Here is an 18549-nt window from a genome sequence, read left to right on the forward strand (position 1 = left end):
GGAGGGACGGTGTCGAGCGCATCTGAAGCTTCAACGCCCAAACGCGGGTCCCTCGTGAACGACCCGCAGATCAGGGGCATTTTTTACCAGGTCGTTCTGGTGGCGGTGCTCGCCTTTCTGATCTACGGCGCCGCGGCCAATGCCATCGAGAACCTGCGGGCCGCCAATATCGCGTCTGGTTTCGGCTTTCTCGATCAGGCGGCGGGGTTCGACGTCAATCAAAAGCTCGTGCCATACTCGTCCTCGGGCTCGACCTATGCCGAGGCCTTTCTGGTCGGGCTCCTCAACACCCTGCTCGTCGCCGCCCTGGGCGTGGTGTTCGCCACCTTTCTCGGCTTTGCGATCGGCATCGCCCGGCTCTCCCGCAATTGGGTGATTTCGCGCCTCGCATCGATTTATGTCGAGGCGATCCGCAATGTGCCGCTGCTGCTGCAGCTCTTCATCTGGTACAACGCGGTTCTGAAGCCTCTGCCCGGGCCCCGGCAGTCACTCGATTTCGGCGCCGGCGTCTATCTGAACAACCGCGGCCTCTACATACCGGAACCGCTGGTCGGGGCGACTTTCGGCTGGGTATGGATCAGCCTGGCGATCGGCACCGTCGGCGCCTTCTTCTTCCGCCGCTGGGCGCGACGGCAGCAGATGGCGACCGGGCGCCAATATCCCGTGGGCTGGGTCGGGCTCGCGCTGATCGTCGGCCTGCCGCTCGTCGTATTTTTCCTTCTCGGTGAGCCGCTCACCTTCAACTATCCTGCGCTGCGCGGCTTCAATCTCGCCGGCGGTATTCAGGTCTTCCCCGAATTCGTGGCGCTCCTCGTCGGGCTCACCACCTATACCGCCGCCTTCATCGCCGAGATCGTCCGGGCCGGCATTCTCGCGGTTTCGCGCGGGCAGACGGAGGCCGCCCATGCGCTCGGCCTTCACAACAGTGCGACCTTGCGCCTCGTCGTTCTGCCGCAGGCCATGCGGGTGATCATCCCGCCGCTGACCAATCAGTATCTCAATCTCACCAAGAATTCGTCGCTGGCTGTCGCCATCGGCTACCCCGACCTCGTGCAGGTCTTCATGGGCACGGTTCTCAACCAGACCGGCCAAGCGGTCGAAGTCATCGCCATTACGATGGCAGTTTATTTGGCGATCAGCCTCGTCACCTCCTTCTTCATGAACATCTACAATCGCCGCATGGCGATCGTCGAAAGGTGAGGCGCGCCATGTCGACGCTGTTGTCCGAAGGCCCCTATCTCCAGCAGACGCAGGTGGAGCAGATGCCGCCGCCCATGCTGGCGCGCGGGCCGTTCGCCTGGATCCGGGGCAATCTCCTGTCGTCGCCGCTGAATGTGGCCTTGACGCTGCTTGCCCTGTATCTCGTCTATCTGATCTTTCCGCCGCTCATCAAATTCGCGCTCATCGACGCGGTCTGGACTGGCAACGACCGCGAGGCCTGTCTCGTCCCGGCGGGGCAGGAGGCGGGCGCCTGCTGGGCCTATGTCGCCGCGAAATTCAGCTATTTCGTTTATGGCTCCTACACCTATGACCAGCGTTGGCGGGTCGACATCTACTTCATCCTGACGGCGATCGGCGTCGGTTGGATGCTCTGGCTCGATGCGCCGCGCCGCGGCCTCGGCGCCGTCTATTTCTTCATCGTTTATCCGATCGTTTCCTTCGTCCTTCTCAGCGGTTGGGAGGCGATCGGCCTGCAGACGGTCGACACCTCGCTCTGGGGCGGCATTCTGGTCACGATCATCGTCTCGATCGTCGGCATCGTCTTCTCCTTGCCCTTCGGGATCCTCCTGGCGCTCGGGCGGCGCTCCAAGCTGCCGACGATCAGGCTTGCCAGCGTCATCTTCATCGAGGTCGTGCGCGGCGTTCCGCTGATCACCGTGCTCTTCATGGCCAATACGATGCTGCCGCTCTTCCTGCCGGGGAACATGACCCCGGACAGGCTGCTGCGCCCTCTGGTCGGCGTCGCCCTTTTCGCTTCCGCCTATATGGCCGAGGTGATCCGCGGCGGCCTGCAGGCCATCCCCAAGGGACAATATGAAGGCGCGATGGCCGTCGGGCTCGGCTATTGGACGATGATGCGGCTCATCATCCTGCCGCAGGCGCTACGCATCGTCATTCCCGGCATCGTCAATGTCTTCATCGCGCTGTTCAAGGACACGACGCTCGTTTCAATCGTCGGCCTCTTCGATCTCCTGCGGACGGTGGAGGCGACGCTCACTGATCCGACCTGGACCACGCCCACCACCCGCTTTTCCGGCTATGCCTTTGCAGCGGTGTTCTATTTCGTTTTCTGCTACGGAATGGCCCTATATTCCCGCGGGATCGAACGGCGGTTCGAGACCGGGCACAAGAGGTAAACCGATCATGGCCACGCAATCTGCTCAGCTGAAGTCCGCCAATCCCAAGCCGACGCCGCACACCGGCTCCGTGGCCGTGGAGATGGTCGGGGTGCATAAGTGGTTCGGCGAGTTTCACGTGCTGCGCGACATCAATCTCAAGGTGACGCGCGGCGAGCGCATCGTGGTTTGCGGCCCGTCGGGCTCGGGCAAGTCCACGATGATCCGCTGCATCAACCGGCTGGAAGAGCATCAGCAGGGCTCGATCGTCGTGGATGGCGTGGAGTTGACGAACGATCTCAAGCGCATCGACGAGGTGCGGCGCGAGGTCGGCATGGTCTTCCAGCACTTCAATCTCTTTCCGCATCTCACCATCCTCGAGAACTGCACACTGGCGCCGATCTGGGTGCGCAAGATGCCGAAGAGGGAGGCGGAAGAGGTAGCGATGCACTATCTCACCCGCGTCAAAATCCCTGAACAGGCCAATAAATATCCGGGCCAGCTCTCCGGCGGGCAGCAGCAGCGCGTCGCGATCGCCCGCGCCTTGTGCATGAACCCGAAAATCATGCTGTTCGACGAGCCGACCTCCGCGCTCGATCCCGAGATGGTCAAGGAGGTGCTCGACACCATGGTCAGCCTCGCCGAAGAAGGCATGACCATGCTGGTCGTCACGCACGAGATGGGTTTTGCGCGCCAGGTGGCGAACCGGGTCATTTTCATGGATGCCGGCCAGATCGTGGAGATGAACACGCCGGCGGAATTCTTCGCCAATCCGCAGCACGAGCGCACGAAGCTGTTCTTGAGCCAGATCCTGCATTAAGGAAGGCTCTGACTTCATCCGGCGGCTTCCGAATCGCCGGGCTGGGAGCCGGAGCAGTCCGATGCGTTTTCTCCTCATCGCCATTTTCGCGATCGCGCTCGCCTTCGCCGTCTCCTTCGTGCTCGGGCGGCGCGGGCTCTATGTGGCGAGCGTCGCGCTGCTGATCGGCGCTGGCATCGCGCTTCTCTCGGTTTTCATCACCGGCTGTTCGCAATGCTGGACCGAGGCGCTGCCCATCGGCGCCTTCCTGTCCGCACCCTTTTATATCGTTGGCTGGATCGCCCTGGCGCAGGCCGAGCATGAAGAGCGGCATCGGCCGCTGATCATCGGCCTTTGCCTGGTCATGGTGCTGCAGGTGCTCTGGGCGAGCCGGGTCAGCCTGTTTGCCACCTTCGACGGGCGCTGTCCCTGCGGTGCCGGGCTCATCGGGCTCGTCAACACGCAACTGGGCGCCGTCGGCTTCGACCGGCTCGCCGGGCCTTGGTTCCTGGCTGAGGCGATCGTCACGCTCGCCATCCTGATCGCGGCCCTGCGTCGCCGGCCCGAACTGCCGGCGAGCTAGGATAATCGACGATTAGGCGGTGCCGCGACGCTGCGCATCCGGCGACCGGTCCTAATTCGACGCTGCGCGGCTTTTTTCCAACTGCGAGGCGAAATAGCCGATCGTACGGGAATAGACTTGTGCCTTGTTCCAGTCCCGCAGAACCTCGGCATTCGCCGATCCCGGCTCCCAGGAGCCGCCGGGCTGCCAGCCGTAGCCCTTGAGGTAATTGGCGGTGGAGGCCAGCACGTCGGGAACGCTGCGGATGAGATCGCGCCGGCCGTCACCGTCGAAATCGATGGCGAATCGGTAGTAGGACGATGCCATGAACTGCGTCTGGCCCATTTCGCCGGCCCAGGCGCCCCGCATTTCGCCCGGCGCCAGATCGCCCCGGTCGACCACCCGCAGCGCGTCGAGGAGCTGGGCGCGGAACATGGCCGAGCGCCGGCAATCGTAAGCGAGCGAGGCGATGGAACGAATGGCAGGCATCTTGCCCATATTGCTGCCAAAGTCTGTTTCCAGCCCCCAGATCGCGACGATCACCGACGGCGGCACGCCGAAACGCTGCTCGATGCGCGCCAGGAGGGCCGCGTGGCGACGCATGAGGGTGGTGCCCTTCTGGATGCGATATTTCGGCACCATCCGGCGGGAAAATTCCTCGAAGCTCAGCCGGAAATGTCCCTGGCGCCGGTCCTTCGCCACGACCGCCGCGTCATAGGTGAGGCCGTTGAGCGCGGCGAGGGCGCGCGGCGAGATCCCCTGGCTCACAGCCTCCTGCCGAAACTCGGCAAGCCAGTTCTCGAATCCGCCGCCACAGGAGGCCGCCAGAGCGGGCGCTGTAGCCGATGTGGTGAGGAGGGTCAGAGCGACGAAAACGGATCGGAACGTAACCAGAGGCCGTTCAGCCCAGGACATGGCAAGCTCCCGCCGAGATTTTCAAATAGGGTGCGGGATGTTAGGCCGCGCTTTCGAATTTACGCAACTACCTTCGATCGAACATGCAGTGGCAAGACGACGGTATCGTGATGGGCGCCAGGCGTCATGGCGAGGGCAGTGTGATCCTCGAGCTGATGACGCGCGCCCACGGCCGGCATCTTGGCCTGGTGCGTGGCGGCCGTTCTCCACGCCAACAGGCGGTGTTGCAGGCGGGCAACCACGTCGAAGTGGTCTGGCGCGCGCGCATCGAGGAACATCTCGGCACCTTTTCCGTCGAGGCGACGAGCCTCAATACTTCCCGCTTTCTCGCGGCGCCGGTCGCCCTCTATGGCCTGGGGGCAGCTACCGCCCTCCTGCGCCTCCTGCCGGAGCGCGATCCTCATTCCGCGCTCTTCGACGCCTTTACGGTGCTCGTCGAGCATCTCGACAACGCCTCGATTGCGCCGGCGCTCCTCGTGCGGTTCGAGCTCGCCATGCTCGCCGAACTCGGTTTCGGGCTCGATCTCACGGCCTGTGCCGCCACGGGACGCACAGCCGAACTCGCCTATGTCTCGCCCAAATCGGGCCGCGCGGTCTCGGCCGAGGCGGGTGCGCCGTATCGCGCGAAGCTTCTCGCGCTGCCCTCCTTCCTCACGAGCGCGAGGCTCGAAACGGAGCCGTCGCCGGCCGAGGTCGACGCTGGTTTCGCGCTTACGGGCTTTTTCCTGCGCCGGCATATCTTCGAGCCGCGGGGCCTTCCTTGGCCCGACGCGCGGGATCTGCTCGTCGCGCATGTTAGGCAGGCGAGCGAAAGTGCGGATTGAGATGGTAGCGGCCAGGCCGGCTTGGCCTCGATGCGTCGCTTGCCGCCATCCCGTAGCCTTTTTGGGGAAGAAGGTTCGTCGCGCTTGCGATCCTGACTTGCGTTCGCTAGTTGTTCTCATCGAGGAGCGGGATCATGGGAAAGCCAGTCGATCCGCCGGAGGGCGGGGACGTCGAGAGCATCAGCCTGAAGGAGGCGCTCGAGGAGCGCTACCTCGCCTATGCGCTCTCCACGATCATGCACCGGGCGCTGCCGGATGCGCGCGACGGCCTGAAGCCGGTGCACCGGCGCATCCTCTACGGCATGCGCCTGCTGCGTCTCGATCCGGGCGCCGCTTTCAAGAAGTCGGCACGCGTGGTCGGCGACGTCATGGGTCAGTTCCACCCCCACGGCGACCAAGCGATTTATGACGCTTTGGTGCGGCTGGCGCAGGATTTCGCGCAGCGCTATCCCCTGATCGAGGGGCAAGGCAATTTCGGCAATATCGACGGCGATAACGCCGCGGCCATGCGCTACACCGAGGCGCGGCTGACGGAGGTCGCGCGTCTTCTCCTGCAGGATATCGACGAGGATGCCGTCGATTTTCGGGAGACTTATGACGAGGCGAACCGCGAGCCGATCGTGCTACCGGCGGCCTTTCCCAATCTGCTGGCCAATGGCTCGCAGGGGATCGCGGTCGGCATGGCGACGTCGATTCCGCCGCATAATGCTGCCGAGCTCTGCGATGCGGCGCTCTATCTGATCGCCCATCCCAAAACACCGTCTGACCAGTTGCTCACCTTCGTGCAGGGGCCGGATCTGCCGACGGGCGGCATCATCGTCGACGACCGGGATACGATTGCCGAGGCTTACCGCACCGGGCGCGGCGCCTTCCGGGTCAGGGCCCGCTGGCATCGGGAGGATACGGGACGCGGCGGTTGGGTCGTGGTGGTGACCGAGGTCCCCTACGGCGTCGCCAAGGCGCGGCTCATCGAAAAGATCGCCGAGCTTCTGCAGGAGCGGAAGCTGCCCCTCCTTGCCGACGTACGCGACGAATCGGCCGAGGACGTGCGCGTCGTTTTCGAGCCGCGTTCGCGCAGCGTCGATGACACGCTGCTGATGGAATCGCTCTTCCGGCTCACCGAGCTCGAGGCACGCATTCCCCTCAATATGAATGTGCTGACGAGCGGCCAGATTCCGAAGGTGCTCGGGTTGACCGAGGTGCTGCGCGAATGGCTCGACCATCGCCGTGAGGTCCTCCAGCGCCGTTCGCGCCATCGCCTCGGCGAGATCGCTCGCCGCCTCGAAATCCTCGGTGGCTTGCTCATCGTCTATCTCGACCTTGATCGGGTCATCAAGATCATCCGCGAGGAGGACGAGCCGAAGCAGGAACTGATGGCCGCCTTCGAGCTGACGGAAGTCCAAGCCGAGGCCATCCTCAATACCCGGTTGCGCAGCCTGCGTCGCCTGGAGGAGATGGAGCTGAAGCGCGAGCGCGACTCACTGACGAGCGAGCAGTCGGAGCTCGAAGCACTGCTCGCCTCCGAAGCGGCACAGTGGAAGGTCGTTACGCAAGAGATCCGCGCTGTGCGGAAAACCTTCGGGCCGGAGACGCCGCTGGGCCGCCGGCGCACGACCTTTGCCGCGCCGCCGACGGCGAGCGACATCGACCTGACGGAGGCGATGGTCGAGCGCGAGCCGATCACCGTGGTCATCTCCGAGAAGGGCTGGATCCGTGCGCTGAAGGGGCAGGTCACCGATCTCTCGGGGCTGCAGTTCAAGGGCGACGACCGGCTGAAGCTTTCGCTCGCCACCGAGACGACCGCCAAGATCCTGGTCTTCTCCACCAATGGCAAGGCCTTCACCCTCGATGCGGCCAAGCTCCCCGGCGGGCGCGGCTATGGCGATCCGATCCGCCTCATGGTCGAGCTCGACGACGGCGCCGATATCGTAGCGGCGATGCCCTACCAGCCCGATACCAAGCTGCTCCTTGCCTCCGCCGAAGGACGCGGTTTCGTCGTGAAGAGTGACGACGTTGCCGGCAATACCCGCAAGGGTAAGCAGGTGCTGAACGTGGAGGCGAATGGCCGGCTTGCACTGGTGGTGCCGGCCGAGGGCACGCATGTCGCCGTCATCGGCGAGAACCGGAAGCTCCTCGTCTTCCCGCTGGCGCAGGTGCCGGAGATGACCCGCGGCCGCGGCGTGCGCCTGCAGAAATATCGCGATGGCGGGCTCGCCGACGGCAAGGTATTCGGCCTTGCCGACGGCCTGACCTGGAAGGATACGTCCGGCCGGACCTGGACGGTGATCGAGACCGATCTCAGAGACTGGATCGGCAATCGCGCCGAGGCCGGTCGCCTGCCGCCGAAGGGTTTTCCGAAGAACAATCGCTTCAGCTGAGCCGGCGCGGTCAGCCGGCGATACTATCACCCGCCGAGGCCGTGCACCCGCTCACCACATATAGCTCATCCAATAGAGTTGGTCGGCTGGCGTCACTTGACAGTCTTGCGGCGAATTCCCGGCTTTGATGCATTTCTCTTCGCTCGCGACGGACAGAGTTCTCTGCATGCTAAGGCTGTTGGCGAGGCTTTTCACGGGCGAGATCGCATGGAAAAGCCCGGGGAGGGTGAACTTGCCAATGGTGTGAAGGACGATGCAAAGGCCCCTGCCGAAGCTCGTGCCGTCTCCACCAACCACCATGCCGGTAAGGTATCCGTCCAGCTCTTTCATGGTTTCCTCTCAATAGCGATCGTTAAGAAGTAAATTGCGGTCGATTCTCGACGTGCTTGAGCGGTCGATCTCAACCTGCTGGTTTGGCCGCGACACCGGCACGGTGATGAAGTTGAGGAGCGGCGATACCGCATTGAGCAGAATGCCGCCAAGCACCGTCCGAAGATTGTTGCCATCGATGTGGTGGCTGTCTTCACCTGTGGCTCCGACGGTGTATATTAGATCAGTTTCATTCAGAATATTCACGTTATGCTCCGGGTTGCCGAGACTTTTTATAGACGGGGCTTTGAGAGTCAATATTCGTAAGAATTATTGAGGAAAAACTATTGTGCGTTTATCACTTATATTATGAGACCATTATCGACACGTGCTCTTCACGGTCAGCGTGCGCGGGAGCAGCGAATGTGCCATTACAGAAGGGGGGAGGGCAGCCTCCCCTGAGCGAGCGGAGCTATGGTGCCGGGCGAGCCCATCTCGGAAGACGATCTCATCGCGCGCTATTTCGCGCCCCTTGCCGGCGAGGGCGGGCTTGGGCTGCGGGACGATGCCGCCTCGCTGGCGGCCCCGGCCGACGCAGATCTCGTGATGACGGCGGACGCGCTCGTCGCCGGCGTCCATTTTTTCGCCGAAGATCCGCCGGACGCGATTGCGCGCAAGGCGCTCCGGGTCAATCTCTCGGATCTTGCGGCCAAGGGCGCGCAGCCGATGGGGTTTCTGCTGACGCTCGCCTTGGCGACACCTTGGTCGCCGGCCTGGCTCGAAGCCTTTGCCGCCGGCCTCGGCGAAGATGCGCGCGCCTATTCCTGTCCGCTCCTCGGCGGAGACACGGTCAGGACGCCGGGCCCGTTATTGATCTCGATCACTGCTCTCGGGGCGGTGCCGAGGGGCCGGATGGTGCCGCGCACGGGCGCGCGGCCGGGCGACGTGATCGCTGTGACAGGCTCGATCGGCGATGCTGCCCTCGGCCTCCTGTTGCGCACCACGCCTGCTGCACCGTGGATCGCCGGGCTCGGTGATGCCGAGCGCGGCCATCTGCTAGACCGCTATCGGCTGCCGCAGCCCCGCAACGCGCTGGCGGTGGCGCTACGCGACCACGCCCATGCGGCGATGGATGTCTCCGATGGGCTCGTGGGCGACCTCGAAAAAATGTTGCGGGTCTCAGGCGTTTCCGGCGGCGTCACGCTCGATGCAGTGCCCCTGTCATCGGCCGCTCGCCAGGCGATCGCGGCGGACCCGGGGCTGTTGGAGGCAGCGCTCACCGGCGGCGACGATTACGAAATCCTGTGCAGCGTCGGGCCGCAGCAGATCGAGGCGCTGACGACGGCCGCGCAGGCCGTTGGCGTGCCACTGGCGGTCATCGGCCGGGTGGTCGACGGCACGGGCTGCGCCGAATTCACCTATCACGGCGCGCCACTGTCCTTCGCCAAACGATCTTATAGCCATTTTTGAGGCGATTTCCCCCGCCTGCTGCACGTGGCGTTTGCTTTGTGCCTGCAATTTTGATGCACTGTCGCAGCCTGGGCTGGGGGAGTCCGTTCGAGGCGAAAGATCGCACCCGTTCGAGGTGCGCCACTCCCCCGTCGATCAAGGGACGGAAACATGACAGCATTGCTTCTCGTAATAGTGGCAGGCGTTCTTTCAGTCGTCTACGGCGTCTATACCATCCAGAGCGTGATGGCGGCCGACGCCGGCACCGCCCGCATGCAGGAAATCGCCGGAGCGATTCGCGAGGGCGCGCAGGCCTATCTGCGCCGCCAATATTCAACCGTCGCGATCGTCGGCGTCGTTCTGTTCATCGGCCTCGCCTGGTTCCTCGGCGTGGTGGCGGCGGTGGGCTTCGCGCTCGGCGCCGTCCTGTCGGCGGCAGCCGGCTTCATCGGCATGAATGTTTCCGTCCGCGCCAATGTGCGCACCGCCCAGGCGGCCACCCAGTCACTGGGCGCGGGTCTCGACATCGCCTTCAAATCGGGGGCGGTCACGGGCCTCCTCGTTGCCGGCCTCGCGCTCCTCGGCGTCACCGTCTATTTCACGGTCCTCGTCCATTTCCTGGGCCATGCGCCGGGTGATCGCACGGTGGTCGACGGGCTCGTCGCGCTCGGCTTCGGCGCCTCGCTCATCTCGATCTTCGCGCGCCTCGGTGGCGGCATCTTCACCAAGGGGGCCGACGTCGGTGGTGATCTCGTCGGCAAGGTCGAGGCCGGGATTCCCGAGGACGACCCGCGCAATCCCGCGACCATTGCCGACAACGTGGGCGACAATGTCGGCGATTGCGCCGGCATGGCCGCCGACCTGTTCGAAACCTATGTGGTCACCGTGGTCGCCACGATGGTGCTCGGCGCCATCTTCTTTGCCGGAAGTCCACTGCTCGACAGCGTGCTGCTCTATCCGCTGGCGATCTGCGGCGCCTGTATCGTGACCTCGATCATCGGCACATTCTTCGTCAAGCTCGGCGCCAATCAGTCCATCATGGGCGCCCTCTACAAGGGCTTCATCGGCGCGGGCGTGCTCTCGATCGTCGCCATTGCTCTCGTCACCTGGCTGGTCTTCGGCGGTTTCGACAGCGTGTTCACGACGACGACCGGTGTCAGCTTCACGCCGGGAGGGCTGTTCTTTTGCGCCTGCACCGGGCTCGTGGTCACGGCGCTCATCGTCATCGTGACGGAATATTATACCGGCACCGGCTATCGGCCGGTGAAATCCATCGCCACGGCCTCGGTCACGGGCCACGGCACCAACGTCATCCAGGGGCTTGCGATCTCGCTTGAAGCGACAGCCTTGCCGGCGCTCATCATCATCGCCGGCATCCTGGTCGCCTATGGGCTTGCTGGCCTCTTCGGCATCGCCATCGCGGTAACGGCGATGCTGGCGCTCGCCGGCATGGTGGTGGCGCTCGACGCCTTCGGCCCCGTCACCGACAATGCCGGCGGCATTGCCGAAATGGCCGGGCTTCCGGCGGAGGTCAGGGTGTCGACGGATGCGCTCGACGCGGTCGGCAATACGACGAAGGCCGTCACCAAGGGCTATGCCATCGGCTCGGCTGGCCTCGGCGCGCTCGTACTCTTCGCGGCCTATACCTCGGACCTCGCCCATTTCACGAGCGACAGTGCCAACTACCCCTATTTCGCGGGGGTAACGGTCGATTTCTCCCTGTCCAATCCATACGTCGTCGTCGGCCTCCTGTTTGGCGGCCTTCTGCCCTTCGTCTTCGCCGGCATGGGCATGACGGCGGTCGGGCGAGCCGCCGGCGCCGTGGTCGAGGAGGTGCGTCGGCAATTCCGCGAGCGGCCGGGCATCATGCAGGGCACCGACCGGCCGGACTACGGCCGCGCGGTGGACATGCTGACGAAGGCCGCCATTCGCGAAATGGTCATCCCGTCGCTCCTGCCGGTGCTCTCGCCGCTCGTCGCCTTCGGCGTCGTGCTCCTGGTCGCTGGCAAGAGCAATGCTTTCGCGGCTGTCGGCGCGATGCTGCTCGGCGTCATCATCACCGGCCTCTTCGTCGCGATCTCGATGACATCAGGCGGAGGCGCCTGGGACAATGCCAAGAAATATATCGAGGAAGGCCATTACGGCGGCAAAGGCTCGGATGCGCATAAGGCGGCGGTGACGGGCGATACGGTCGGCGATCCCTACAAGGACACGGCCGGTCCGGCGATCAATCCGATGATCAAGATCACCAATATTGTCGCCCTGCTGCTCCTGGCCGTTCTCGCGAAACTCTAAAGCGTTATCGGAGAACTTTGGCTTCTTGCCTGAAGACCTGCGCGCTGCGGGCCTTCAGGCGACGCTGGCGATTTCTATCGTTAAGCACACAACCCTGCGCACGGACGCCGCCCCGCTGCGCCCCGCCGGATGCGAGCCCGCCGAATCGGGCTCGCATCGCCTTTTGGCTGCTTACGAGCCGAAGGGGTTGAAGTTGTTGCCGCCGCCGCCGACGCCGCGGAACAACTGGCGGAGCAAGCTCTGCTCTGTTCCGCTCGCCGGGGTCGAGCGGCTGATGAAGTCGAACACGACACCATCCTTCATGCCGTAGTTCGCGACCCGCTCGACCTTGAAGTTCTGGTTGAAGTAGATTGCGATCACCCGCTGGTCGACGATCGACGGCTGAATGAACTGCACCGTGCGTTTGAGCGTTTGGCTGATGTAGTAGAAGGTCTTGTTACCGACCGTGGAGACCGTCGAGGGCGTGCCGAGTTTGGCCAGCACCTGGTCGACACTCGTGCCCGGCGTTATTTCAGCGAGTGCCGCGTTGTCCGGGACATAGCCCCGCTGGATCGTCTCGCGGCCGGAACAGGCGCCAAGGCCTACCACGAGCGTGGCGGCAAGAGCCAGTGTCAGTGAACGTCGAGAGAGCCGAGGCCCGCGCGGTATCATGCTGCCCATCCGTGTCGTTCCAATACCGTCTTCACCGTTACCACATTCCCGCTTGCACGTGCGCGGTTGGATGCCGTACCCCGCGGTTATGGCTTTGGCAAGGCGGTCAGGAGGGCATCGCCCGTTATGATTTTCAAGTTGTTCAGCTCACGTCCTGGGGATGACGCCGCCGGTTCCCTCTACACGCGGGTGAACGCGGCAGCGCGCGCTCCCGCACTCTATGGCGCGGGCCTCATTCCCGACACGGTGCAGGGGCGTTTCGAATCGCTCGCGCTGCATACTGTCGTCGTCCTGCGGCGGCTGCGTGCCTTGCCCGCGCCTGCGCCTGATCTCGCGCAGGACTTCATCGACCGCCTTTTCCTCGAGATCGAGCGCGCGCTCCGGGAGATCGGCATCAGCGATCTCGCCGTGCCGAAACGGATGAAAGACTATGCCAAGGGCTTTTATGGGCGGGCGAAAAGCTATGACGAGGCTCTGGCCGCTGGCGACGACGCCGCGCTCCTCGCAGCCATTGCCCGCAATGTCGGCGCCGGCGACCCAGGTGCGCCGGAGCGGCTCGCGACCTATATAAAGGAGGCGGACAATCGGATGTCGGGCCTCGATCTGGCTACGATCCTGTCTTCTCCAGACCTTTTCCCCGAGGCCGAGGCCCTTGTCGGCGGGGGAGGTCGAGCCATCGGAACGAGCCCAGGGGACGATCCATGACGAGCACCGAATTTCAACTGACGCGGCCGTTGGCGTTGGCGGATATTCCGCCGCAGGGCGTCAATATCGTCGTGAAAACCACGGAGGCCGAGCGACAAGTGCTCGCCGAAACATTCGGAGTGAGGGCCGTTCACAGCCTCGATGCCGCCTATCACGTGTCCGGCACAGGCAAGCGCGTGAAGGTGAGGGGCGAGGTTCGGGCGAGAATCGAACAGACCTGTGTCGTGACGCTCGAAGCCTTCGAGGACGCCGTCGAAGAGGCTGTGGACGTCGATTTCGTGGAACAGCGGGACCAGCCGCAACACGACGACTGGGACGAGCCGGATGGCGGTCGCGACAAGGCGGCACGCGAGGCCGGATTGTCCACAGCAGATTTGCCCGATGAGATCGTCGACGGGACGATCGACCTCGGCACTCTGACGGCGGAGTTCCTGGCGCTCGGAATCGATCCCTATCCCCGCAAGCCAGGCGCCGTCTTCGCCTTCGAGGGCGACGGGGCCGAGGAATCACCCTTCGCGCGGCTCGCGGCCTTGAAGGCCAAGAGCGATGAGCATCAGTAGGGTGCTCGCCGTGATCGTCCCACAGTTCAGCTCGGCTCGCCCTTCACGCGGCTCGCGGCCCCTCGGCGCAAAATACAGGTTGCGGGGCTTCTGCAAGACGTTATTGTCCCCGGCGCGCCAGCGCCAGACGCTGCGTTGCGGGGAATGACCATAGACACGATGTCTCCACCGGTTCGGATCGCGCTCGACGCCATGGGTGGCGATCGTGGGGCCGCCGTCGTCATCCCAGGGGCCGCTATCGCTCTGGAGCGACGTCCGGAGATCCGCTTTCTCATCTATGGCGACGAGCCTTCGATACGGCCGCTCCTCGCCCAGCACGAAGCGCTTACCAAAGCCTGCGAACTCCGTCATGCCGAGGTCGCGGTACGCATGGATGACAAGCCGAGCCAGGCGCTGCGTGCTGGCCGCTATAAGTCCTCCATGTGGCTCGCCATCGATGCGGTGAAGAAGGGCGAGGCCGACGTCGCGGTATCTGCCGGCAACACCGGCGCGCTCATGGCGATGGCGACCTTCTGCCTGAAGACCCTGGCGCAGGTGGAGCGGCCGGCGATCGCCGCCATCTGGCCGACGCTGCGCGGCGAGAGCATCGTGCTCGATGTCGGCGCGACGATCGGCGCGGACGCGCGCCATCTCGTCGATCTCGCCGTCATGGGCGCGGCGCTCGCCAAGGCGATCTTCGATATCGAGCGGCCGACGGTCGGTCTCCTCAATATCGGGGTCGAGGAGGTCAAGGGGCTCGATGCCGTGAAGGAAGCGAGCCGAATCCTGCGAGAGGCCGACCTGCCGCAATTCGCCTATCACGGTTTCGTGGAGGGCGGGGACATCGGCCGAGGCATCGTCGATGTAGTGGTGACGGAAGGCTTCGCGGGCAATATCGCGCTCAAGACCGCCGAAGGCACGGCCACCCAGATCGCCGGCTATCTCAAAAGCGCCATGAGCCGGACGCTGATGGCACGGATCGGCTATCTGTTCGCCAAGGGCGCCTTCGACGCTCTGCGCCGCAAGATGGACCCGCGACGTTCGAACGGCGGCATTTTCCTCGGCCTGCAAGGCAGCGTGATCAAGAGTCACGGCGGTACGGATGCACTCGGCTTTGCCAGCGCGGTCGAACTCGCCTATGACATGGCGCGACACGACTTGATCGACCAGATCCGCAGCACCTTGGAAAAGCTGCAGCTCGAGCCGGCGGTCGATGCTTGAACAAGCGACGCGCAAAGGTGGGCGAAGGCCGCACCTCTGGTTTACGCCGCAGGCCCGACGCGGGCCGCGGGTTTAGGAGTATCCTGTGTTTCGGTTGAGATCGGTCGTCCGCGGGTGCGGTGCCTACCTGCCCGAACGCGTGATGACCAACAGTGATCTGTCGCAGCTGGTCGAGACCTCCGACGAATGGATCGTTCAGCGAACCGGTATCCGGGCGCGTCACATCGCGGCGGAGGACGAGACTACGTCGCTCCTCGCCGAGAAGGCGGCGCGCGCGGCGCTCGTTGACGCCGGGCTCACGGCCGACGACATCGATCTCGTGGTCTGCGCCACGTCGACTCCGGACTATACCTTTCCGGCCACGGCAACGCAGGTGCAGGCCGCGCTCGGCATGACTCACGGCGCAGCCTTCGATCTGCAGGCGGTCTGCTCCGGATTCGTCTTCGCCCTCGCGACCGCCGACAAATTTCTGACCTCGGGCTCACATCGCCGTGCGCTCGTCATCGGAGCGGAGACCTTCTCTCGCCTTCTCGATTGGAACGATCGCACCACCTGCGTCCTGTTCGGCGACGGGGCAGGGGCAGTGGTGCTGGAGGCGGAAGAGGGCAAGGGCACGCTCGAGGATCGCGGCGTGTTGACCACGCATCTGAGGTCGGACGGCCGCCATCGCAGCAAGCTCTTCGTCGACGGCGGCCCGGGCTCAACCCGCACCGTCGGGCATTTGCGAATGGAAGGCCGCGAAGTCTTCCGCCATGCGGTCGGGATGATCACGGATGTGGTCGAGGACGCCTTTCGCACGACCGGCGTTACCGCCGACGACATCACCTGGTTCGTGCCGCACCAGGCGAACAAGCGTATCATCGACGCGAGTGCGCAAAAGCTCGGCATCGCCCCGGACAAGGTGGTGATCACGGTCGATCGCCACGGCAATACCTCGGCCGCCTCGATCCCGCTCGCGCTGGCTGCTGCGCGCGCCGACGGCCGCATTCGCCAAGGCGATCTCGTGATGCTCGAGGCCATGGGCGGCGGTTTCACCTGGGCGAGTGCGCTCATTCGCTGGTAACGGGCTGCGCGACGCCTACCTCCATCAGCCATTCTCTCCAACGCAGGGCCGCTCTCCAGCGATGCTGATATTGTCGTGGACTGAGGCCGCTCGGGCGTTGACCGCGGCTGCTCGACTGAATATCGTTGTAATTCAGTGAGATGCTTCTGTCGGTGAAGGTTCGTTGCAAGAGGGTGCCATGGCAGGTCGGACGGTGACGCGCGCAGACCTTTGCGAAGTCGTGTATCAGAAGGTGGGTCTATCCCGCACTGAGTCCGCTGCCCTCGTCGAACTTGTGCTGAGCGAGATGTGCGATTGTCTCGCCCGCGGTGAGACGGTGAAGCTTTCCTCCTTCGGCTCTTTCGTCGTGCGCGAGAAGGGCGAGCGGGTCGGACGCAACCCGAAGACCGGCATCGAGGTGCCGATCGATCCGCGGCGGGTCATGGTCTTCAAACCATCGAATGTGCTGCGTGCCCGCATCAACGGGATCGACGCGAAGGACGAGGCTTGAACGAGGCTCTGTCCCGGGGGGAGGACGGCCGACAGACGGGGCGTGTTGCCCGAAGTGAACACCGGACTTCGGGCCGAGATTGCGCCCCGGCTGCAGGATCGATCACTTGCAGACGTCCGCGATCCGGGCGCGCGTGATCGACGCCGATGTCTTCGGCGACGGGAAGAGGCGCGGCGATAGGCCGATCCGGTGCAAATGGGAGAGGACGGTGGACAAAGGCCCTGATGCCTTTCGCACCATCAGTGAGGTCGGGGAAGAACTCGACGTTCCTCAACATGTCCTGCGTTTCTGGGAGACCCGTTTTTCGCAGATCAAGCCGCTGAAGCGCGGTGGCGGCCGGCGCTATTATCGTCCCGACGATGTCGAGCTGCTGCGCGGTATCCGCCATCTCCTCTACGGCGAGGGCTATACCATCAAGGGCGTGCAGCGGATCCTGAAGCAGGAAGGGGTTCGCTTCGTCCAGCAGGTATGGCAGGAGCCCGGCCAGCTCGCGACGCTGGCGGCCAATCGTGCCTATGCGGATGAGGGCGACCAAGACGACGCAATCATGGCCGAGGCGCGCCACGCGCCTTCCGCACCACGCCAGGGCGCGGCACGGGAAGCCGTTTGGTCGGCTGTGGCCGAGCCGGCCCAGCACGGCGCGGTGGCCCGTGCTGACGGCTGGGCGCCGGAGGTCGAGACCCGCCAGCCTCTGCGCCCGCAGGAGGAGACCGCCGATAGCGAGCTCGTCGAAAGCCACGCTTCGGGAGGGCTCGGTCCCGCCGCCATCGAGCGCCTGTCCGAGGTTCTAGAGGAGCTGCGCGAATGCCGCCGGCTGATGGCTCTGGCACGCGGCGTCGTCGACGACGAGAGTTGATCCGGTTCGCGCCAAGAACCTGGAGCTCTTTTCCCTCCCTTGAGGAATCGCCAAAAGCCTAGCCCCCAGGTCGCCGTTCATCCTCACGGCGGGCGCATTGACGGCGCACGCCCGCACCTGAAGTCGGCGAGGCCCGACCGGCGGACGCTCACTGATCCCGACCTGCCGTCAGCGCCCCATGGCCGCGCCGCCGCTCGCAGCGGTCTCCTCCTCCCCCGACCGCGCCGCGGGGCCGAAGGCGGTCGGCAGGCCGAGCATCTTCAGGCGGATGCGGTCGAGCAGCCCGTCGGGCAGCAGCCGCGGCAGGAGCGACAGCGCCCGCGCGTCCTTGCCGACCGCGTAGCGTGTGCGTGGCGTCGCCGCGGTGAGCGCGTGGAGGATCGCCTCCGCGACGACCTCCGGCGGGCTGCCCGCCTCCTCGCGGGCCACCGCGCGCGCGGTGAAGCTGCGGAACATCGCGCCGTAGCGCGTGCGCGCCGCCTCGGGCCAGCCGGCGATCGCCTCATCGACGCCGCCGAGCGTCTTGGCGACCGCCGGCGTGTGGATCGAGCCGGGCCGGATGATCGAGACGTGCAACCCAAGCGGGTGGAGCTCGAGCCGGAGTGCGTCGCTGAAGGACTCGAACGCCGCCTTCGAGCCGCAGAGCACGCCGCCGAACGGAATGGTGATGCGGGCGCCGACGGAACCGAGATTGACGATGCGGCCGCGGCGGGGGTGCAGCAGTGGCAGGAACGCCTGGATGACCGCCAGTTGGCCAAAGAGGTTTACCTCGAAAGCCGCGCGCACCGTGTCGAGCGGCAGGGCCTCCATCGGGCCCGAGGTTCCGACGCCGGCGTTATTGACGAGCCCGTCGAGCCCGCCGTCGGCGGCCGCCGCGATCCTCTCGCGGCAGGCCGCGATCGAGTCGGCCGAGGTCACGTCCATGAGGACGGGCGTGAGCGTGCCGGGCTTTGCCTCGCTCGCGAGCGCCTCCCCGTCCGACGCCTTCCGGCAGGCGGCAAAGACCTGCATGCCCTCCGCCGCAAGGCGAAGGGCAGTGGCGCGGCCTATGCCGCTCGAGGCACCGGTGACCAGCACGCTCTTCGATGCGGCTCGCGTCATCCCAGACTCCCTGTCGGCGGCACGGGTGAGGACACAGCATAGCACTACTTCGGCAA

The 18549-nt window shown here is 64.9% G+C and carries 19 protein-coding genes; 14 read left to right on the forward strand and 5 right to left on the reverse strand.

The genetic code is table 11. The features are described from left to right. Positions 1-9: 9 nt before the first annotated feature. The 4 genes from ACFQU1_RS23295 to ACFQU1_RS23310 all read left to right on the forward strand — a co-directional run bounded on the left by ACFQU1_RS23295 (position 10) and on the right by ACFQU1_RS23310 (position 3718). A complete protein-coding gene (locus tag ACFQU1_RS23295; RefSeq protein WP_378137265.1) occupies positions 10-1200 on the forward strand; it encodes an amino acid ABC transporter permease in 1191 nt (396 codons plus the stop codon). 8 nt (positions 1201-1208) lie between these two features. Next, positions 1209-2357 (forward strand): amino acid ABC transporter permease, encoded by a 1149-nt coding sequence (locus ACFQU1_RS23300; protein WP_378137267.1) that lies wholly within the window; start codon positions 1209-1211, stop codon positions 2355-2357. An 82-nt stretch (positions 2358-2439) separates the two neighbouring features. Next, a complete protein-coding gene (locus ACFQU1_RS23305; protein ID WP_378138331.1) occupies positions 2440-3156 on the forward strand; it encodes an amino acid ABC transporter ATP-binding protein in 717 nt (238 codons plus the stop codon). A 61-nt stretch (positions 3157-3217) separates the two neighbouring features. Further along, positions 3218-3718: a hypothetical protein gene (locus tag ACFQU1_RS23310; protein ID WP_378137269.1), complete on the forward strand. Its 501-nt coding sequence runs from the start codon at positions 3218-3220 to the stop codon at positions 3716-3718. Positions 3719-3769: 51 nt separating this feature from the next. Here ACFQU1_RS23310 and ACFQU1_RS23315 read toward each other — a convergent pair whose 3' ends face one another. Further along, entirely contained in the window at positions 3770-4612 is an 843-nt protein-coding gene (locus ACFQU1_RS23315) for a lytic transglycosylase domain-containing protein (protein ID WP_378137271.1), read from the reverse strand. Positions 4613-4695: 83 nt separating this feature from the next. Here ACFQU1_RS23315 and recO point away from each other — a divergent pair, with 83 nt between their 5' ends. Together recO and parC are read left to right on the forward strand one after the other, a co-directional pair. Beyond that, entirely contained in the window at positions 4696-5436 is a 741-nt protein-coding gene (gene recO, locus ACFQU1_RS23320; protein WP_378137273.1) for a DNA repair protein RecO, read from the forward strand. A gap of 134 nt (positions 5437-5570) precedes the next feature. Then, a complete protein-coding gene (gene parC / locus ACFQU1_RS23325) occupies positions 5571-7814 on the forward strand; it encodes a DNA topoisomerase IV subunit A (RefSeq protein ID WP_378137275.1) in 2244 nt (747 codons plus the stop codon). Positions 7815-7865: 51 nt separating this feature from the next. Here the strand turns inward: parC and ACFQU1_RS23330 are convergent, their stop codons facing one another. Both ACFQU1_RS23330 and ACFQU1_RS23335 read right to left on the reverse strand, forming a co-directional pair. Further along, positions 7866-8144 (reverse strand): hypothetical protein, encoded by a 279-nt coding sequence (locus tag ACFQU1_RS23330; RefSeq protein WP_378137277.1) that lies wholly within the window; start codon positions 8142-8144, stop codon positions 7866-7868. 9 nt (positions 8145-8153) lie between these two features. Continuing rightward, positions 8154-8390 (reverse strand): hypothetical protein, encoded by a 237-nt coding sequence (locus ACFQU1_RS23335; RefSeq protein WP_378137279.1) that lies wholly within the window; start codon positions 8388-8390, stop codon positions 8154-8156. Between the two features lie 207 nt (positions 8391-8597). Here ACFQU1_RS23335 and thiL point away from each other — a divergent pair, with 207 nt between their 5' ends. Both thiL and ACFQU1_RS23345 read left to right on the forward strand, forming a co-directional pair. Then, positions 8598-9593, forward strand: coding sequence for a thiamine-phosphate kinase (gene thiL, locus ACFQU1_RS23340; protein ID WP_378137281.1), 996 nt, complete (start codon positions 8598-8600; stop codon positions 9591-9593). A gap of 150 nt (positions 9594-9743) precedes the next feature. After that, the gene (locus ACFQU1_RS23345) at positions 9744-11867 is read left to right on the forward strand and encodes a sodium-translocating pyrophosphatase (RefSeq protein WP_378137283.1); all 2124 of its coding nucleotides are present in this window, start codon (positions 9744-9746) and stop codon (positions 11865-11867) included. Positions 11868-12038: 171 nt separating this feature from the next. Here the strand turns inward: ACFQU1_RS23345 and ACFQU1_RS23350 are convergent, their stop codons facing one another. Then, on the reverse strand, positions 12039-12518 hold the full coding sequence (locus tag ACFQU1_RS23350; RefSeq protein ID WP_378137285.1) for an outer membrane protein assembly factor BamE: 480 nt from the start codon (positions 12516-12518) through the stop codon (positions 12039-12041). Between the two features lie 126 nt (positions 12519-12644). Here ACFQU1_RS23350 and ACFQU1_RS23355 point away from each other — a divergent pair, with 126 nt between their 5' ends. The 6 genes from ACFQU1_RS23355 (at position 12645) to ACFQU1_RS23380 (ending at position 17392) form a co-directional block, all read left to right on the forward strand. After that, positions 12645-13223 (forward strand): ubiquinol-cytochrome C chaperone family protein, encoded by a 579-nt coding sequence (locus tag ACFQU1_RS23355; RefSeq protein ID WP_378137287.1) that lies wholly within the window; start codon positions 12645-12647, stop codon positions 13221-13223. After that, the gene (locus ACFQU1_RS23360) at positions 13220-13783 is read left to right on the forward strand and encodes a YceD family protein (protein WP_378137289.1); all 564 of its coding nucleotides are present in this window, start codon (positions 13220-13222) and stop codon (positions 13781-13783) included. The genes ACFQU1_RS23355 and ACFQU1_RS23360 overlap by 4 nt, the downstream gene beginning before the upstream one ends. A gap of 159 nt (positions 13784-13942) precedes the next feature. Next, the gene (plsX, locus tag ACFQU1_RS23365; protein ID WP_378137291.1) at positions 13943-14983 is read left to right on the forward strand and encodes a phosphate acyltransferase PlsX; all 1041 of its coding nucleotides are present in this window, start codon (positions 13943-13945) and stop codon (positions 14981-14983) included. 85 nt (positions 14984-15068) lie between these two features. Beyond that, positions 15069-16046: a beta-ketoacyl-ACP synthase III gene (locus ACFQU1_RS23370; RefSeq protein WP_378137293.1), complete on the forward strand. Its 978-nt coding sequence runs from the start codon at positions 15069-15071 to the stop codon at positions 16044-16046. Between the two features lie 178 nt (positions 16047-16224). After that, positions 16225-16536: an integration host factor subunit alpha gene (locus ACFQU1_RS23375; protein WP_378137295.1), complete on the forward strand. Its 312-nt coding sequence runs from the start codon at positions 16225-16227 to the stop codon at positions 16534-16536. A gap of 208 nt (positions 16537-16744) precedes the next feature. Continuing rightward, positions 16745-17392, forward strand: coding sequence for a MerR family transcriptional regulator (locus ACFQU1_RS23380; protein ID WP_378137297.1), 648 nt, complete (start codon positions 16745-16747; stop codon positions 17390-17392). A gap of 168 nt (positions 17393-17560) precedes the next feature. Here ACFQU1_RS23380 and ACFQU1_RS23385 read toward each other — a convergent pair whose 3' ends face one another. Beyond that, the gene (locus ACFQU1_RS23385) at positions 17561-18493 is read right to left on the reverse strand and encodes an SDR family oxidoreductase (protein ID WP_378137299.1); all 933 of its coding nucleotides are present in this window, start codon (positions 18491-18493) and stop codon (positions 17561-17563) included. Positions 18494-18549: the final 56 nt, after the last annotated feature.

The organism is Chelatococcus sp. GCM10030263 (genome assembly GCF_042666455.1).
Classification (GTDB): domain Bacteria; phylum Pseudomonadota; class Alphaproteobacteria; order Rhizobiales; family Beijerinckiaceae; genus Chelatococcus.

Coding starts and splice junctions, on each gene's coding strand:
- ACFQU1_RS23300 (WP_378137267.1), top strand. CDS start 1,209: ATGTCGACGCTGTTGTCCGAAGGCCCCTATCTCCAGCAGACGCAGGTG.
- ACFQU1_RS23305 (WP_378138331.1), top strand. CDS start 2,440: ATGGTCGGGGTGCATAAGTGGTTCGGCGAGTTTCACGTGCTGCGCGAC.
- ACFQU1_RS23310 (WP_378137269.1), top strand. CDS start 3,218: ATGCGTTTTCTCCTCATCGCCATTTTCGCGATCGCGCTCGCCTTCGCC.
- ACFQU1_RS23315 (WP_378137271.1), bottom strand. CDS start 4,612: ATGTCCTGGGCTGAACGGCCTCTGGTTACGTTCCGATCCGTTTTCGTC.
- recO (WP_378137273.1), top strand. CDS start 4,696: ATGCAGTGGCAAGACGACGGTATCGTGATGGGCGCCAGGCGTCATGGC.
- parC (WP_378137275.1), top strand. CDS start 5,571: ATGGGAAAGCCAGTCGATCCGCCGGAGGGCGGGGACGTCGAGAGCATC.
- ACFQU1_RS23330 (WP_378137277.1), bottom strand. CDS start 8,144: ATGAAAGAGCTGGACGGATACCTTACCGGCATGGTGGTTGGTGGAGAC.
- thiL (WP_378137281.1), top strand. CDS start 8,598: ATGGTGCCGGGCGAGCCCATCTCGGAAGACGATCTCATCGCGCGCTAT.
- ACFQU1_RS23345 (WP_378137283.1), top strand. CDS start 9,744: ATGACAGCATTGCTTCTCGTAATAGTGGCAGGCGTTCTTTCAGTCGTC.
- ACFQU1_RS23350 (WP_378137285.1), bottom strand. CDS start 12,518: ATGATACCGCGCGGGCCTCGGCTCTCTCGACGTTCACTGACACTGGCT.
- ACFQU1_RS23355 (WP_378137287.1), top strand. CDS start 12,645: ATGATTTTCAAGTTGTTCAGCTCACGTCCTGGGGATGACGCCGCCGGT.
- ACFQU1_RS23360 (WP_378137289.1), top strand. CDS start 13,220: ATGACGAGCACCGAATTTCAACTGACGCGGCCGTTGGCGTTGGCGGAT.
- plsX (WP_378137291.1), top strand. CDS start 13,943: ATGTCTCCACCGGTTCGGATCGCGCTCGACGCCATGGGTGGCGATCGT.
- ACFQU1_RS23375 (WP_378137295.1), top strand. CDS start 16,225: ATGGCAGGTCGGACGGTGACGCGCGCAGACCTTTGCGAAGTCGTGTAT.
- ACFQU1_RS23385 (WP_378137299.1), bottom strand. CDS start 18,493: ATGACGCGAGCCGCATCGAAGAGCGTGCTGGTCACCGGTGCCTCGAGC.